The 15,274-nt window shown below is 70.7% G+C and carries 12 protein-coding genes; 2 read left to right on the top strand and 10 right to left on the bottom strand.

All coding sequences use genetic code 11. The features are described 5' to 3' along the window. Positions 1 to 69: 69 nt before the first annotated feature. Positions 70 to 885, bottom strand: a complete 816-nt coding sequence (locus tag GBB76_RS13275) for a hypothetical protein (RefSeq protein WP_152303742.1) — start codon at positions 883 to 885, stop codon at positions 70 to 72. A 272-nt stretch (positions 886 to 1,157) separates the two neighbouring features. Between GBB76_RS13275 and GBB76_RS13270 the strand changes: the two genes are divergently transcribed. Next, positions 1,158 to 2,483 (top strand): DUF3422 family protein, encoded by a 1,326-nt coding sequence (locus GBB76_RS13270; RefSeq protein ID WP_152303741.1) that lies wholly within the window; start codon positions 1,158 to 1,160, stop codon positions 2,481 to 2,483. A gap of 40 nt (positions 2,484 to 2,523) precedes the next feature. On the opposite strand, the gene GBB76_RS13265 is transcribed toward GBB76_RS13270, so the two are convergent. From GBB76_RS13265 to GBB76_RS13230, 8 genes are all read right to left on the bottom strand, one after another. Next, positions 2,524 to 3,534 carry a hypothetical protein gene (locus tag GBB76_RS13265; RefSeq protein ID WP_246668919.1) on the bottom strand — a complete coding sequence of 337 codons (1,011 nt, stop codon included), beginning with the start codon at positions 3,532 to 3,534 and terminating at the stop codon, positions 2,524 to 2,526. 197 nt (positions 3,535 to 3,731) lie between these two features. After that, complete coding sequence (locus GBB76_RS13260) at positions 3,732 to 5,036, bottom strand: pitrilysin family protein (protein WP_246668918.1); 1,305 nt, start codon at positions 5,034 to 5,036, stop codon at positions 3,732 to 3,734. A 119-nt stretch (positions 5,037 to 5,155) separates the two neighbouring features. Then, entirely contained in the window at positions 5,156 to 6,550 is a 1,395-nt protein-coding gene (locus GBB76_RS13255) for a pitrilysin family protein (protein ID WP_152303740.1), read from the bottom strand. Positions 6,551 to 6,834: 284 nt separating this feature from the next. Further along, on the bottom strand, positions 6,835 to 7,485 hold the full coding sequence (locus tag GBB76_RS13250) for a hypothetical protein (RefSeq protein WP_246668917.1): 651 nt from the start codon (positions 7,483 to 7,485) through the stop codon (positions 6,835 to 6,837). A gap of 100 nt (positions 7,486 to 7,585) precedes the next feature. Next, the gene (gene lspA / locus GBB76_RS13245; protein WP_152303738.1) at positions 7,586 to 8,074 is read right to left on the bottom strand and encodes a signal peptidase II; all 489 of its coding nucleotides are present in this window, start codon (positions 8,072 to 8,074) and stop codon (positions 7,586 to 7,588) included. A gap of 141 nt (positions 8,075 to 8,215) precedes the next feature. Next, entirely contained in the window at positions 8,216 to 11,287 is a 3,072-nt protein-coding gene (ileS, locus tag GBB76_RS13240) for an isoleucine--tRNA ligase (protein ID WP_152303737.1), read from the bottom strand. A gap of 141 nt (positions 11,288 to 11,428) precedes the next feature. Continuing rightward, the gene (locus tag GBB76_RS13235; protein ID WP_152303736.1) at positions 11,429 to 12,379 is read right to left on the bottom strand and encodes a bifunctional riboflavin kinase/FAD synthetase; all 951 of its coding nucleotides are present in this window, start codon (positions 12,377 to 12,379) and stop codon (positions 11,429 to 11,431) included. Positions 12,380 to 12,505: 126 nt separating this feature from the next. Then, the gene (locus GBB76_RS13230; protein ID WP_246668916.1) at positions 12,506 to 13,414 is read right to left on the bottom strand and encodes a TIGR01459 family HAD-type hydrolase; all 909 of its coding nucleotides are present in this window, start codon (positions 13,412 to 13,414) and stop codon (positions 12,506 to 12,508) included. A gap of 182 nt (positions 13,415 to 13,596) precedes the next feature. On the opposite strand from GBB76_RS13230, the gene GBB76_RS13225 reads away from it, so the two are divergent. Then, on the top strand, positions 13,597 to 14,229 hold the full coding sequence (locus tag GBB76_RS13225) for a MarC family protein (RefSeq protein WP_152303735.1): 633 nt from the start codon (positions 13,597 to 13,599) through the stop codon (positions 14,227 to 14,229). A gap of 18 nt (positions 14,230 to 14,247) precedes the next feature. On the opposite strand, the gene GBB76_RS13220 is transcribed toward GBB76_RS13225, so the two are convergent. Next, positions 14,248 to 15,066: a Crp/Fnr family transcriptional regulator gene (locus GBB76_RS13220; protein ID WP_152303734.1), complete on the bottom strand. Its 819-nt coding sequence runs from the start codon at positions 15,064 to 15,066 to the stop codon at positions 14,248 to 14,250. Positions 15,067 to 15,274 lie beyond the last annotated feature (208 nt).

Raw genomic sequence — 15,274 nt, 5'->3', positions numbered from 1 at the left:
CAACCGTGAGGTTCCGCGCCTTCATTTCGTCCCGGGGACGGCGCCGGACGCTGGTCCGGCAGCGCGCGCTCAGTTGGAGGTGCCGGTCCCGGCCGTCGGGGTGGTGACGACCGCGTTCGCCGCGGCGGCGGTCTCGGTGCCGGCCGGGGCGGCGGCAGGCGCCGCAGAGCTGGAGGAAGCCGGCGCCGGGGTCGCGGCCGGCGCGGCGGCGGGCGCCGAGGCCGGGGTCGCGGTGGGAGCGGCGGCCGGGGCCGTCTCGACGGTGGCGTCGACCGGCTTGGGCTTCGGCTTGGCAGCGACCGGGCGGGGCGCCGGGCGCTGGATCATGGCGATCACGCGCTGATGCAGCTCGCCGGCCTTCTCGATGTTGAAATGGCTGAGCTCGCCCGAGCCGGTGAGGTCGACATTCTGGACGCGCGGGCCGGAGACCGGCTTACCCGAGCCGCCGGACTGGAAATAGTTGACCACCTTGCCAATCTTGGCCGAGGCCGTGGTCATGTTGACGGGATCGAAGGTCACGACCAGCGGAACCGGCACGCCGGCGCCGCTCACCTTGTTGCCCATATAGACCGCCGCGTCGGCGCCGAGCGAATGGCCGATGATGACGACCGGGGTCGGGCGCTTGCCGTTGGCGGCCTGCTCGACGGCGTAATTGCTGAGCGCCTCCCAGTCGACATAGGAGTGCACGCTCGCCTGGATGCCGCGCGCGTTCAGCTTGGCGGCGAGGTCGTCCATGCCAAGCGAGAAGATGTTGGCGAGGCCACGCAGGAGGTAGACGCGCGGCGGCTGCGACTTGGAGGACTGCGCCTGAGCCGGGGCAGTGAAGGCGACGGCGAGCACGGCAATGACGGTGAGGCAAACGGCCCAGACCCGCGAGAATTTCATGTCACAAACCCCGAAATGACCATCTAACTTCATGCTCTGGGCCCTCGACCCTTGCAAACAGATTCTAAATCGTTCCAGCTTTGTCGGCCCGCTGATGCTCAGGGGCAACACTCGGCTGTCATCTTTCCGACCCGGTTGCAGCCCGCCTGGCCCGAAACGGCACCTTGGCACCAGGGTCTTGCCAGCGCACCGCCATCATGCAACCGACTCGGCCGCGCGGAGTTCCGTCGCCGCGGCAGGTTTCGGCCGGGCGGCGCTGAGGGAGAAGACCTGTGACTGGCAAACAGAGCGCCCAGCCCGGGAGGGCCTTCTACGACCATCCGCTGCGGGCGCCGGTCCTCGCCGAGCTGCACGCGCGCCCCTTCGTGGCGGTGTCGACGCCCGCGCGCATCCTGCACGTCGCCTTCCTCGTCGATCGCGGACAGGCGCTGGCCGACCGCGCCGCCTTCGCCGCCCTGTGCGCGGCGCGCGGCCAGCCCGAGCCCGCGCGCGACGCCAAGCAGCACCGGGTCGCCTTCGGCGGCGCCGTGCTGCGCTGGGAGCGCCACGCCGAATTCACCACCTATACCTGGGAACTGCCGGCCGAGGACGTGGTGGAGGGCGGCCTGCCGTTCCAACCGTCCTCCGCCAGCCTCGCCGACATATTGGGCCAGGTGCCGCAGCCGGGGCCCCTGCTGGTCGCCGCCGACCTGCACCTCGTCACCGACACCGCCGACGCGCTGCCGCTCGACCGGCTGTTCGACCGCACCAGCCTCGCCCGCTCGGATGTCGAGGACGGCTTCGCCGAGATCGCCACCGACTTCCAGCCGGACCCTTCCGGCTTCGTGCGTATCCTGGTGCGCGACCGCGGCATGACGCCGGACGCCGCCGGCGCGCTGGTGCAGCGGGTGCTGGAAGTCGAGACCTACCGCACCCTCGCCCTGCTCGGCCTGCCGGAAGCCCAGCGCCTCGCGCCGACCGTCGCCCATAGCGAGACCGAGCTGTCCTCGCTCACCGAGCAGATGCGCGAGACCGAGGGGCTGGCCGCCAACAACCGGCTGCTGGACGCGCTGACCGCCCTCGCCGCGCAGCTGGAGGCCGACGCTGCCGCCTCGCTGTTCCGCTTCGGCGCGACGCGCGCCTATGAAGAGATCGTCTCGGCGCGCCTGCGGACCATCGGCGAGCGGCCGATCTCCGGCTACCCGACATGGCAGCAGTTCCTGCTGCGCCGGCTTCAGCCGGCCATGCGGACCTGCCAGGCCATCGAGCAGCGCCAGGCCAATCTCTCGGTCAAGCTCACCAGCGCCGCCAACCTTCTGCGCACCCGGGTCGACGTCGAGCTGGAGCAGCAGAACCGCGACCTGCTCAGCAGCATGAACGCCCGCGCGCGCATGCAGCTGCGCCTCCAGCAGACCGTCGAGGGCCTCTCGGTCGCGGCGATCTCCTATTACGTGATCAGCCTGCTGCACTATGCGCTGGAAGGGCTGCACGCCAAGGCCGAGGCGGCCGGGGTGCATTACGATGTCGGCGTCACCACGGCGCTCGCCGTGCCGGTGGTGGCGCTGACCATCTGGGCCGTGGTGCGGCGCATCCGCCGGGGCCATTTCGACGAGGCGTGAGGCGCCGCGCCGGCGCCTCCGCGGCTCAGGGGCGATCGCGCTATTGCGAGAAGGTGCCCGTCGTGGGCGCCGGCGCGCCGATCCACTGCGTCTGGCCATCGTCCGGCGCCGGCACCGGCTGGCTGCGCACCACCGAGGGCGCGGCGGCGGGCGCCGTCGGGGCGGGCGTCGCGGGGGCCGCCTGCACGGCCGGAGTGGGGGCGGCCGTGGCCGCGCGCGGGGCCGGCGTCGCAGCGGCGGGCGCGGGGGCCGCCGTCTGGGTCTGGCGGGGCTTCGGCGCCTGCTGCTGGGTCGCCTGCGGAGCCGGCTGGGTTGCCTGCGGGCGCGGGCGGGCCTGCGCGGGCGGCTTCTGCTGGCGCTGCGGCTTCTCCTCGGCGCCCTGCGGATCGAAGCCGACATAGACGATGTAGCGCTCGGTGGCCTGCGGGGTCGGGCGCGGGAAGGTCACGTCGTCGGCGACGAGGCCGAAATCGACCTGCATCACCCCGGAGCCGACTTCCACCGGCACGGCGTAGAACTTGGTCCAAACCGATTTCGGGGCCGGCCCCTCCTCGACCACGGCGAGGCGGATCGGCACCGTCAGCTTGCCCGGGCCGCCGCTCGGCCCCAGCAGCACGCGGCCCTGGATGCCGATGCGCATGGTCATGTCGGGCGAGGTGAAGTGGCACTCGCGGGAGAACTGGCCGAGCGTCGCCTGGTAGCGCACGCGCCCGTCCTTCGGGTCCGTCACCTGCCACGCCGCCGCCCCGCCGCGCACCTGGATCGGCGGGCAGGTGAACTCGCTGGCGGCCGGGCCGGCATTCGGGCCGTCGGTGGCCGAACCGCCGGTCCCCGCAGCCACCGTGGTGGTTTCCATCGAGGAGCCGAAGATGCCCTGGCCGCCGGCATTGCCCGTGCCCATCGGGCCCTCATTGCCGTTGCCGCCGTCGACACCGGCGCCGGCGCAGCCGGCCAGCAGCAGGGCGAGCGCCGGAACGACGGCAAGAGCGCGCCTCCGCTGGCGCCGCCCGGCATGGCTTTCAGTCCCGTTCCACACGTCCCCGATACCCATTACGCAACTCCCGAGCCCGCGGCTGGATGCGCCGCCGCGCCCATCCCCATGCGCCGGCGAGCCAGTTTTCACCGCCAGATTGCCCTCTGGCAGTGAAATTCCCGTAAAATTCCAGGACGCTCTTATAGCAGGCGATCGGCAACAGGGAACATGGGGCGTTGCGATCGCCCGCGACGCCCCGCCGGAAGGCCCGGCCTTCAGCCGCCATTGCCGGCGGAAAGTCCGGTCGGCTTGCCGACCAGGCTGAACAACAGGGCCGGGTGCTCGTTCAGCCGCGCGGCCACGCGCCTGATGTCCTCCAGCGTCACCGCCGCCACCAGATCGTTGCGCACGTCGATATAGTCGATGCCGAGATTGTCGATCTGGATCTGCAGGAGCTGCGAGGCAACCTTGGCCGAGCTGTCGAAGCGCAGCGCGAAGGAGCCGATCAGGTAGCTCTTGGCGTCCGCCAGTTCCTCCTCGCTCGGCCCCTGCGTCAGCAGGCGGGCATATTCGGCGCGGATCAGCTCAATGGATTCGGCGGCGCGGTCGTTCTTGGTCGCGGTGCCGCCAAGGATCAGCGCCGCATGGTCGAGCGGGGCGAGGTGGCTGTAGACCGAATAGGCGAGGCCGCGCTTCTCGCGCACTTCCTTGAACAGGCGCGAGGAGAAGGCCGAGCCGCCGAGCATGTGGTTGAGCACGAAGGCCGGGATGAAGTCCTTGTCGTCGCGCTTGAGGCCGATGCCGCCGAACACCATCGAGGTCTGCGGCACGTCAATCTGCTGCACGACCTCGCTGCCGAGGCCCTGCGGCACCACATCGGGAACCGGGGTGAGCTGGGCCTTCGCCGGCAGCGCGCCGAACATGGCGTCGAGCGCCGCGCCGAGCTTGTCGGCGGTGATGTCGCCGACCACCGCGATCTTGAGGTTATCGCGCGCCAGATTGCGCCCGACGAAGCTCTTCAGATCGTCGCGGGTGATGGCGGCGACGCTCTCCAGCGTGCCGGAGACCGGGCGGCCATAGGGATGGCCCGGAAAGGCGCGGGCCGACCAGTTGAGGCTGGCGAGCGAGGACGGGTCGTTCTGCCGGCGCCGCAGCGCGGCGAGCTGGGCCTGGCGGATGCGCTCGACCGCCTCGTCGTCGAAGCGCGGCTCGGTGACGGACAGGCGCATCAGCTCGAACGCGTCGTCGACATTCTCCGACAGCGTGCGCAGCGAGCCGCCCACCATGTCGCGCGAGGCGTCGAAGCGCAGCTCGATCGCCTTCTCGGCCAGCCGGTCCTGGAAGGCGGTGGCGTCGAGAGCGCCGGCGCCCTCGTCCAGCAGCGACGAGGTGAGGCTGGCGACGCCCGGCCGGTCGGCGGGGTCCTGCGCCGCGCCGCCAAGGAAGGCGACCTCCATCGCCACCAGCGGCAGGGTGGTGTCGTGGACCAGCCACGCCTCGATACCGCCGGGGCTGACGACGCGCTGGATGCGCGTGGTCTCGGACTGGGCGGGTGAGGTCGGCGCGAGGGCGAGGGTCATGAGCGTGGCCAGAACGGCAAGAGGACGGAGAGCAAGAGGACGGGCGGCAAAAGGTCGGGCGACGAGGGAAAGAAGAGGGCGGGACGGGCCGGACGGCCGCTTCAAGCGCGGTCCGCCGCTCACGAGCGGTCCTCCGGGCGCGTGGTGGCGTCCGGTGCGGCCGCGGCCGGAACCGGCTTGGCCGGGAGAAGTTGGCTGGTGACGGCGCGCGCCGGCACGAGCCAGCGGCGGGCGGCCTCGCGCACCTCGTCGGCGGTGACCTTCTTCACGAGGTCGGGCCAGATTCGCACGTCCTCGGCGGTCGAGCCGGTGGCGAGGGCGGCGCCGTAGATGCGGGCCAGCGTCGCCTGATTGTCCTGGGCGTAGATCGCCTCGGCGACCAGACGGGTCTTGGCGCGCTCAAGATCGGCCGGCTCCGGGCCGTTGGCGGCGAAGTCGGCGAGAACCTCGTCGAGCGCGGCCTCCAGCGCCTCCATCGTCACCTGCGGGCGCGGCGTCACCGAGATGCCGAAGCGGGTGTCGTCGAGCGCGGTCGACTGGTACCAGGCGCCGGCGCTGGCGGCGACGCCCTTCTGGGCGACCAGCGTGCGGTAGAGCCGCGAGGTCGAGCCGCCGCCGAGAACCTGGGCGAGCACGTCGAGCGCGACGCTCTCCTTCGGGTCGGTGCGGTAGGAGGGCACGAGATAGCTGCGCGACAGGCTCGGCTGGCCGACGCGGGCATCCGCCAGCACGAGGCGGCGCTCGGCGCGGGGCGCGGGTTCGGCGGGGCGCACGCGCGCGGCGGTCTCGGCGCGCGGCTTCACCTTGCCGTAGGTCTCCTGCGCCAGCTTCCTCACCTCCTCCGGCTCGACATCGCCGGCGACCACGAGGATCGCGTTGTTCGGCGTGTAGAAGCGGCGGTAGAAGGCCAGCGCGTCCTCGCGGTTGAGCTGCTTGATCTCGTCTTCCCAGCCGATGATCGGGTGGCCGTAGGGATGGTTGACATACATCGCCGCCTGCGCCGCCTCGGAGAGCTGCGCGGCGGGGTCGTTGTCGGTGCGCATGCGGCGCTCTTCCAGCACCACGTCGCGCTCGGGCAGCACCACCTCGTCGGTGAGCACCAGCCCGGTCATGCGGTCGGCCTCGAAGCCCATCACGGTGGCGAGGTTCTGCTTGGCCACGCGCTGGAAATAGGCGGTGTAGTCCTGCGAGGTGAAGGCGTTCTCCTGGCCGCCGAGCTTGGCCACGACCTGCGAGAACTCGCCCGCCGGGTGCGTGGCGGTGCCCTTGAACATCAGGTGTTCGAGGAAATGGGCGATGCCGGACTTGCCCGCCTGCTCGTCGGCCGAGCCGACGCGGTACCACACCATGTGCGTGACGACAGGGGCGCGGTGGTCGGGCACGACCACGACCTGCATGCCGTTGTCGAGCGTGAACTCGGCGACCTCGGTGGCCTCGGCCCGCGAGGGCGCGACCGCGGTGGCAAGACCGGCGGCACCGGCGGCGGTACCGGCAATAAGCATCAGAGCGGGCATGAATCTTCCAGTCACAGCGGCATCCGTTTCGGCGTCCGCCCGGGAGTGCGGGGCCGGGGCGTCGATTACGCGTCGCCGGGATCGGACGGCGCGGGCGGAACATACGGGCGTACTGTAACGATGCGGCGGGCCAGATGCGAAGCGCGGCGAGGCCCTATCACCGCGAAGTGAGACATTACAGGACGTTAAGCCGCACTCCGAGCCGCCGGCAGAACGCCGGCAAGGCCGTACCCGGATGGCACGTCAGGCCGGTGCGCCGGGACAGAGAGCCCGGCAGCGCAGGCTCACTTGTTCGACTGCGTCCGGTCGAACCAGCTCCGGAGCTGCCACTCCTTCTCCTCGGCCCGGTCCGCCACCACGCCATAGGCGGCATTCGGGGCGGGGGTCTGGTAGCCCGGCGGCGGCTGGATCAGCGCCTCGCGCTCCGGCTCGCCCTCGAACTTCAACCCCGTGTCCTTCTTGTTGCCCCAGCCGAAGAACTCGAGCTGGTTGAGGGACAGGCGGTTGTCGTCGTTCTTGCGCTCGCTGGTGCGGGCGCCGGGGTTATAGCCGCCGCCCTTCGCGCCACGCTCCAGCTCGGCCGGGGTGAGGGTGCGCGAGGCCTTGTCCTTCAGGGTACGCATGTCGACCACCTGGGTCGCGGCCGCCTTCTCGCGGGCAACCGCGTCGTGGTCCTTTGGCCAGGCCGGGTTCTGCGAGATGGAGGAGGCGTCGCGCGGCGGCGGCAGCACGTCGCCGGTCGGGGGCACCACCAGCGGGGCGCGCTCGCGATAGTCGATCTCCGGCGGCGGCGGGGCCACCAGACCGAGGCCGGTAAGGATCTGGCCGGTCAGGTTGACGTCTTCCTGCGCCGAGGCCGGCCCGATGGCGAGGGCGACACTGCACAGCGCGGCGCCGGCGAGGATCGCGGCGCGGGTCGGGAGAGGTGTTCTCATCATCCGGTCGTCTCCTGCGGAACGGCCCTGCGGGCGGCGAAACGCCACTCCGACGGGCTCCGCTCAAGCGGGCGGAAGCTCCGATCTCATTTCAGGGCGGCTATTTTGCGGCGCCGCCCAAAAATGAATCATACAAAAGCAGGCCCACCCCGGCAACAATGGCGACGTCGGACAGGTTGAACACGTACCAGTAGAAGCCGAAGGCGTGCAGCGACACGAAGTCGAACACCGCGCCATAGGCGAGGCGGTCGACCGCGTTGCCCAGCGCCCCGCCGATCAGCAGGCCCAGTGCGACCGCCTCGATGCGCCGGTCGACACGGGCGAGCCAGAGCCAGAAGAACGCCGCCGCCACCAGCTTGAAGCCGCCCAGCAGCCACCAGCCGTCGAGCCCCTGCGAGAACAGGCCGTAGCTGATGCCGGTGTTCCAGATCCGCACGAGATCGAGGAAGGGCAGCACCGTCACCATGCCGCTGTCGCCGAAATCGACGCCATGCAGCACGGCGAGCTTGGAGCCCTGGTCAATGACGAGCGCGGCAAGCGCGAACAGTCCGCCGTAAAGGGTGAGCGGGCCGTAAAGGCGGATCTTCATGACACCCCTTCGCAAGCCGTCATCCCGGACGGTCCGCCGGACCGATCCGGGATCGCGTGGAGAAAAGGCGCACGCTCCCGGAGACGGCCTCGCAGCCGTTCCGGGATGACGGTGGGATCGGATGATCGCATCCGTCGCAGCTCACTCGGCCGCCCGGCGGGCGGCGGCGAGTTCGCGCAGCGCCCTCGCGTCGCGCGGGGTCACATCAGGATATTCCGGATCGGTGCCGACCAGCGGCGAGATCTTCCACGAGCGGGCGCATTTCTCGCCGGCGGCGCGCGCCGGCACCACCGCGACACCCGGCACATCGGGAAGGCGGAAGGCGCCCGCCGGGCCCTCGTCCGGCATCAGATGGGCGTCGGAGGTGATGCAGACCTCGGCCAGATCCACCGCGCTCACCGCCGCGAACAGGTTCGGGTCGCTCACATGGATCACCGGCGCCGCTTCGAGGCTGGAGCCGATGCGCTTGGCGGCGCGCTCCACCTCCAGCGCGCCGAGCACCACGCGCCGTACCTGCCGGATCTTGCGCCACTCGTCGGCCAGCGTCTCGTCGCGCCACTTCGCCGGCGTGTCGGGGAAGGTGGCGAGATGCACCGAGCCGGTCTCGGAGGGAAAGCGGGCGAGCCAGGTCTCCTCCGCCGTGAAGGGCAGGATCGGCGCCAGCCACACGACGAGGCGCGCGAACACCTCGTCGAGCACGGTCAGGCAGGCCCGGCGCGTCACCGAGGAGATCGGGTCGCAGTACAGCGCGTCCTTGCGCACGTCGAAATAGAAGGCCGACAGCTCGCTGGTCATGAAGGCGGTCAGCGCCGCGTTCACCCGCTTGAAGTCGAAGCCGGCATAGGCCTGGCGCACGGTCACGTCGAGTTCGGCGAGGCGGTGCAGCACCATGCGCTCCAGCGCCGGCATGTCGGCGAAGGCGATGCGCTCGGCCTCGCGGTAATGGTGCAGGCTGCCCAGCAGCCAGCGCAGCGTGTTGCGCAGCTTGCGATAGGTCTCGACCGTGGTCTTGAGGATTTCCGGCCCGATGCGCAGATCGTCGGAATAGTCGGAGGCGCACACCCACAGGCGCAGAATGTCGGCGCCGGACGACTTGATGACCTCCTGCGGGGCCACCACGTTGCCGATCGACTTCGACATCTTGCGGCCCTGCTCGTCGAGCACGAAGCCGTGGGTCAGCACCACGTCATAGGGCGGGCGCCCACGGGTGCCGCAGCTCTCCAGCAGCGAGGAGTGGAACCAGCCGCGGTGCTGGTCCGAGCCTTCCAGATACATCACCCGGTCCGGCCCGCCGGAAAAGGCGCGGTTGGCCTTCAGGTCCTCGCGCACCTCCAGCGTGAAGGCATGGGTGGAGCCCGAATCGAACCAGACGTCGAGAATGTCGTCGATCTTGCGCCACTCGGCCGGGTCGTAATCGTTGCCGAGGAAGCGGGCGCTCGCGCCCTCCTTGTACCAGGCGTCGGCGCCCTCGGCCTCGAAGGCGGCGGCGATGCGCGCATTGACCGCCTCGTCGCGCAGGATCTCGACATTGCCGTCGCCGGTGTCGCGCACGAAGACGGCGATCGGCACGCCCCAGGCGCGCTGGCGCGAGACCACCCAGTCCGGCCGGTTCTCGATCATGCCGTTGATGCGGTTCTGGCCCGAGGCCGGCACCCACTGCACCCCGGCGATGCCCCCGAGCGCGCGGGCGCGCAGCGTGTCACCCTTCGTCGCCGAGCCGTCGCCCGCCGCAATGTCCTTGTCCATCGCGATGAACCATTGCGGCGTGTTGCGGAAGATGACCGGCGCCTTGGAGCGCCAGCTATGCGGGTACTGATGCTTCAGCCGGCCGCGCGCGATGATCCTGTCGGCGGCCTGAAGCGCCTTGATCACCACGTCGTTGGCGTCGCCATCCTTGCCCTTGTCGTCCATGACGCGGGCGCCGGCGAAGAGCGGCACATGGTCGTAATAGCGCCCGTCCGGGCCGACCGTGTGCGGCACCTCGCCGAGCTTCTCGGCGATGAACAGGTTGAAGTCGTCGGCGCCGTGGCCCGGCGCCATGTGCACGAAGCCGGTGCCGGTGTCGTCGGTCACGAAGTCGCCGGCCACCACGGGCACGGGGAAGTCGTAATAGCCCTTGGCGCCCTCGGCGCCGGCCAGCGGGTGCGCGCAGACAAGGTGCGTCGGATCCACCTCCTTGTGGCGCTCGTAAGCCGTGACGCGGGCGGCCTTGAAGACCTCCTCGGCCAGCTTGTCGGCGATGATGAAGTGCTCGCCGACCTTCGCCCAGTTGTCGTGGGGGGCCTGCGTCACCTCGTAGACCGCATAGGTCACGTCCGGCGAGAAGGCGATGGCGCGGTTGCCGGGGATGGTCCAGGGCGTGGTCGTCCAGATGACGATGGAGGCGCCCTCATAGGAGGGGAACAGGTGGATGTCGGCGGCCTCGTCGGCCGGCTCCAGCCCCTTGGGCAGCCCGCCGGCGGTGGCCGCGCTCTTGCGGTAGCCGGTGACGGGGAACTTCACATAGATCGTGGTCGACTGGTGGTCGTGATACTCGACCTCGGCCTCGGCGAGCGCGGTGCGCTCGACCACCGACCACATCACCGGCTTGGAGCCACGATAGAGCAGGCCGTTCGAGGCGAACTTGATGATCTCGCGGGCGATCTGCGCTTCCGCGTCGAAGCTCATCGTCAGATAGGGATGCGACCAGTCGCCCTCGACGCCGAGCCGCTTGAACTCGGCGCGCTGCACGTCGACCCAGCCCTCCGCGAAGGTCCGGCATTCCTGGCGGAATTCGACGACCGGCACCTCGTCCTTGTTCTTGCCCTTGGCGCGGTACTGCTCCTCGATCTTCCACTCGATCGGCAGGCCGTGGCAGTCCCAGCCCGGCACATAGTTGGAATCGTGGCCTAGAGCGCCTTGCGAGCGCACCACCACGTCCTTCAGGATCTTGTTGAGCGCATGGCCGATATGGATGTTGCCATTGGCATAGGGCGGGCCGTCATGCAGCACGAAGCGCGGGCGCCCGGCACCGGCCTTGCGCTGCTGGCCGTAGAGGTCGATGCGCTCCCAGCGCGCCAGCAGCTCCGGCTCGCGCTGCGGCAGGCCCGCGCGCATGGGGAACTCGGTCTGCGGCAGGAACAGGGTCGACGAATAATCGTGCGCGGCGCCCTCGGCCGCCGTGTCCCCGGCAGCCCCGTTGTCGTTGCGACCATCGCTGTTGCGGCTCGTCATCACGCGCTCCTTCGCTCGCGCCCGGTTTAAGCGCAGCGCCGGGCGCGTGCAAGGGAGGGGCGCATACCGTCATCCCGGACGGTCCGCAGGACCGATCCGGGATCGCTCGCCGACGGATGAGGGGGATGACGGCGACGATGCTCAGTCGAGCGCGGCCCGCGCATTCGCGCTGTCGATGTCCATCTGCGCGATCAGCGCGTCGATGCCGTCGAATTTCAGCTCCGGGCGCAGCCAGGCGTGGAGGGCGACGGGCAGCACGCGCCCGTAGAGGTCGCCGTGCCAGTCGAAGATGAAGGTCTCCAGACGCGGCGCGCCGTCGTCGAAGGTCGGGCGGCGGCCGAAACTCGCCACGCCCTTGTGGCGCACGCCGTCGATCTCCACCGTCACCGCGTAGATGCCATGGGCGAGCGTCACCGCCGGGTCGAGCCGCATATTGGCGGTGGGATAGCCGAGTTCGCGCCCGCGCTTGTCGCCGTGGATCACCTCCGCCTCGATCTCGAAGGGAGCGCCCAGCATGTGGGCGGCCTGCTCGACCCGGCCCTGCGCCAGCGCGGCGCGGATCACGCTGGAGGAGACCTGCGCCCCCTCGTCGAGCAGCGGCGGCACGATCTCCACCGCGAAGCCATGGCGCAGGCCCGCCTCGCGTAGAAAGATCGGCGAGCCGCCGCGCCCCTTGCCGAAATGGAAGTCGTAGCCGGCCACCACCATGGAGACGTCGAGCCGGCCGACCAGTATGTCGGCGACGAAGCTCTCGGCGTCCTTGGCGGCGAGGGTGGCGTCGAAGGCCAGCACCGCCGCGCCGTCGAGCCCGGTCTCGGCGAGACGCCTGAGCTTCAGCGGTTCGGGGGTGAGGCGGAAGATCGGCTCGGAGGGGCGGAAGAAGGCGCGCGGATGCGGCTCGAAGGTCACCGCCAGCGCCGGGCGGCCGAGCGCGCGGGCCCGCGCGACGGCGATGGAGATGACCGCCCGGTGGCCGCGATGCACGCCGTCGAAATTGCCGATGGCGACGACCGGCCGGGCCAGCGCGGGGGGCAGCGCGTCGCCATTGCGCAGCACGGTGAAGGACGGGGAAGAGGAGGCGGCGTGGGTCATGTCACCGGACACGGGACGCTGGGACGAGTGACCGCCGGCGACGCCGGCGGGAGAAGCGGACGCCGGAGGGCCAGCACGCCCGATTAAGTGACGCCGGTCCGGCGCGCCGTCAATCGGGGTTATCGCTCACCAGGCGAGGCGCGTCGTCACCGCCGCCGGGCGGCCGGGGCCGTCTTCCAGCAGGCGGGCCAGCGCGGCCGGATCGACGTCGGCGCCGTGTTCGAGGCCCAGCTCGCCGGCATGGATGCCGGCCGCCACGAACAGGCAGTCGATGCCGACCCCCAGCGCGCCGGCCAGATCCGTGCGCAGCGCGTCGCCGATGGCGAGCGCGCGCGACGGCGCCACCGGCGCCCCGCGCAGCTTCTCCGCCGTGGCGAAGGCGGTCTCGTAGATGGGCCGGTGCGGCTTGCCGCAGAACACCACCTCGCCGCCGAGTTCCGCATAGGCCTCGGCGATGGCGCCGGCGCACCAGATCAGGTCGCCGCCGCGCTCCACCACGATATCGGGATTGGCGCAGATGAAGGGCAGCGCCCGCGCCCGCGCCGCCTTGAGCGTGTCGGCATAATGCGCCGGCGTCTCCACCGTGTCGTCGAACAGGCCGGTACAGACGATCAGCTCGGCCTCGTCGAGCCCGGTCAGCGTCAGGTCGAGCCCCTCATAGATGCCGAGATCGCGCTCGGGGCCGAGATGCCACATGCGCACGCCCGGACGCTTCGCCAGCAGCGCGTTCGTCACCATGCCGGAGGTGACGATGGCGTCATAGGCGGCGCGCGGAATGCCAAAGCCGTCGAGGATGCGCGCCACCCCTTCCGGCTCGCGGGGGGCGTTGGAGACGAGGATGACGCTCGCCCCGCCGGCGCGGGTGCGCACCAGCGCCTCGGCGGCCGCCTGCGAGCCGACCACGCCATTGTGCAGCACGCCCCAGACGTCGCACAGCACCAGATCGTAGCGCGGGGCGAGCGCGGCGAAGGACGGCGCGAGGGGCGGAAGGGCGGAAACGGACATATCGGTCGTGTCGCTGATGTCGCTGGCCATGGGCGCGGCTTGCCATGCCCGCGCGCGCCGCACAAGGCCCGCAGCGGCAGCCGAGCCATGCGCGCGCGGCGCCGCACGCGCGCTATTTGCGCGCGCACCGTTCACGCCCCCGCCGATCCTGCTACAACTGCATCGGGGGAGCGGGCACGGCGCCCGCCGCCATATGGGGAGATCGGGAGAGAATGGATTTCGCCTTCGCGGCCAAGGTCTTCGCCGCCCTTTTCGCCATCATGAACCCGATCGCCAACCTGCCGATCTTCCTGTCGCTGACCTCCGACATGAGCCAGAGCGAGCAGCGCCGCACCGGCATCCTCGTCGTGGCCACGGTGTCGGTCGGCAGCCTTGTCTCGGTGGTTGCCGGCAGTGCCATCCTCGGCTTCTTCGGCCTCGACGTGGACCATTTCCGTCTCGCCGGCGGGCTCATCGTGCTGCTGATCGCGCTGTCCATGCTGCATGGCGGCGAGAGCGCCACCCATGGCGGCTCGGGCGAGGAGAAGGCCACCTTCAACACCGCCAGCAACGTCGCCTTCTATCCGATGGCGATTCCGATCCTGCTCGGGCCGGGCACCATCTCGGCGCTGATCGTCTATTCCCACGAAGCCCACGGCGCCGGCGGCTATCTCGCGCTCGGCGCGGGCCTGGCGACCTTCCTGATCCTGCTCGCCGCCACGCTGATCAGCGCGCCCTACCTCGCCCACATCCTCTCGCCGACGGTGATGAGCGTCACCAAGCGCCTGATGGGCATGGTGCTCGCCGCCATCGCCATGGAGATGCTGGTGGCCAGCCTCAGGTCGCTGTTCCCCGGCCTCGCCTGAGGGCCGCAAGTCGCGCGCCTAGGGGCGGAAGGCGGGGCCGTTGGTCACGATCGCGCCATGGCCGGCGACCTCGTTGCCATTGGGATAGACGCCGCTCAGCACGTCGTCGAAATGCCGGCGCACCGACCGGTGGCAGCCGCAGCTGATGGCGCCCAGCCGCTCGCCGTCGCGGATCCGCAGCCGTCCGCGGCGCGGCTCGACGGCGCCGGCCTCCTGCATCTGGCGGATGACCCGGCTGATATAGGAGCGCCCGACCCCCATCATCGCCGCGAGCTGCTCCTGGGTGAGGCGCAGGTCCTCCTCGCCGGTACGGTCGAAGGCGGCCAGCAGCCATTTGGCGGTGCGCTGCTCGATGTCGTGGGTGGCGTTGCAGGCGACCGACTGGAACACCTGCGCCAGCAGGCAGTCGGCGTAGCGCGCGAAGAGGTTGCGCAGCGGCGGCGAGGCGGCCTTGGCGCGGTCGAGTTCGGCGCAGTCGAGGCGCAGCAGCGGCCCGCTGACCTGCACCACGGCGCGGGCGAAGGCCGGCAGCCGGCCCTGGCTGACGATGCCACCCACCGCACCCTCGCGCCCGATGGTGGTGATCTCCACCTGCCGCCCGTCCTCCAGCGGCACCATGAAGGAGACCAGCGCCTGGCCGCAGGGGAAATAGACGTTGCGCACGTCGTCGCCGGGCTCGTACAGCACCGAGCCGGCCGCCCGGTCGAAGCGGCGCAGATGGGCGCGCAGCAGCCCGAAATCCGAGGGCCGCAGGGCGCCCAGTAGATTGTTGCCGCCCGACGACGTGTCGTCGGCCGGTGCGGCCTGCGCACGCTCGCCCTTGCCCTGAAACCCCATGCCATCCTCCCGTTTGCGCGGTTCCAACGCGGCAGGCGGCCAAATGTTCACAAGCGGACAGATCACGCGTGACGACCCGCCTACAACGAGGCACATTTGCAAGCGGGTGGGTGCCCGGCGGTTTGGAGTTCTTGTCATGCGTGCGACCGCCACGAGGGCGTGGAGCGGCCACCCTTGCCGTGTGCCGGCCGGCGCGTCCGATGAGGCC

The organism is Ancylobacter sp. TS-1 (assembly GCF_009223885.1).
Taxonomy (GTDB): Bacteria; Pseudomonadota; Alphaproteobacteria; order Rhizobiales; family Xanthobacteraceae; genus Ancylobacter.
This window is presented reverse-complemented; position numbering and strand designations above follow the sequence as displayed.

What these genes read in the sequence shown, in the direction of transcription:
- GBB76_RS13275 (WP_152303742.1), bottom strand. Translation starts at nt 885, where the DNA reads ATGAAATTCTCGCGGGTCTGGGCCGTTTGCCTCACCGTCATTGCCGTG.
- GBB76_RS13265 (WP_246668919.1), bottom strand. Translation starts at nt 3,534, where the DNA reads ATGGGTATCGGGGACGTGTGGAACGGGACTGAAAGCCATGCCGGGCGG.
- GBB76_RS13260 (WP_246668918.1), bottom strand. Translation starts at nt 5,036, where the DNA reads ATGACCCTCGCCCTCGCGCCGACCTCACCCGCCCAGTCCGAGACCACG.
- GBB76_RS13255 (WP_152303740.1), bottom strand. Translation starts at nt 6,550, where the DNA reads ATGCCCGCTCTGATGCTTATTGCCGGTACCGCCGCCGGTGCCGCCGGT.
- GBB76_RS13250 (WP_246668917.1), bottom strand. Translation starts at nt 7,485, where the DNA reads ATGAGAACACCTCTCCCGACCCGCGCCGCGATCCTCGCCGGCGCCGCG.
- lspA (WP_152303738.1), bottom strand. Translation starts at nt 8,074, where the DNA reads ATGAAGATCCGCCTTTACGGCCCGCTCACCCTTTACGGCGGACTGTTC.
- ileS (WP_152303737.1), bottom strand. Translation starts at nt 11,287, where the DNA reads ATGACGAGCCGCAACAGCGATGGTCGCAACGACAACGGGGCTGCCGGG.
- GBB76_RS13235 (WP_152303736.1), bottom strand. Translation starts at nt 12,379, where the DNA reads ATGACCCACGCCGCCTCCTCTTCCCCGTCCTTCACCGTGCTGCGCAAT.
- GBB76_RS13230 (WP_246668916.1), bottom strand. Translation starts at nt 13,414, where the DNA reads ATGGCCAGCGACATCAGCGACACGACCGATATGTCCGTTTCCGCCCTT.
- GBB76_RS13225 (WP_152303735.1), top strand. Translation starts at nt 13,597, where the DNA reads ATGGATTTCGCCTTCGCGGCCAAGGTCTTCGCCGCCCTTTTCGCCATC.
- GBB76_RS13220 (WP_152303734.1), bottom strand. Translation starts at nt 15,066, where the DNA reads ATGGGGTTTCAGGGCAAGGGCGAGCGTGCGCAGGCCGCACCGGCCGAC.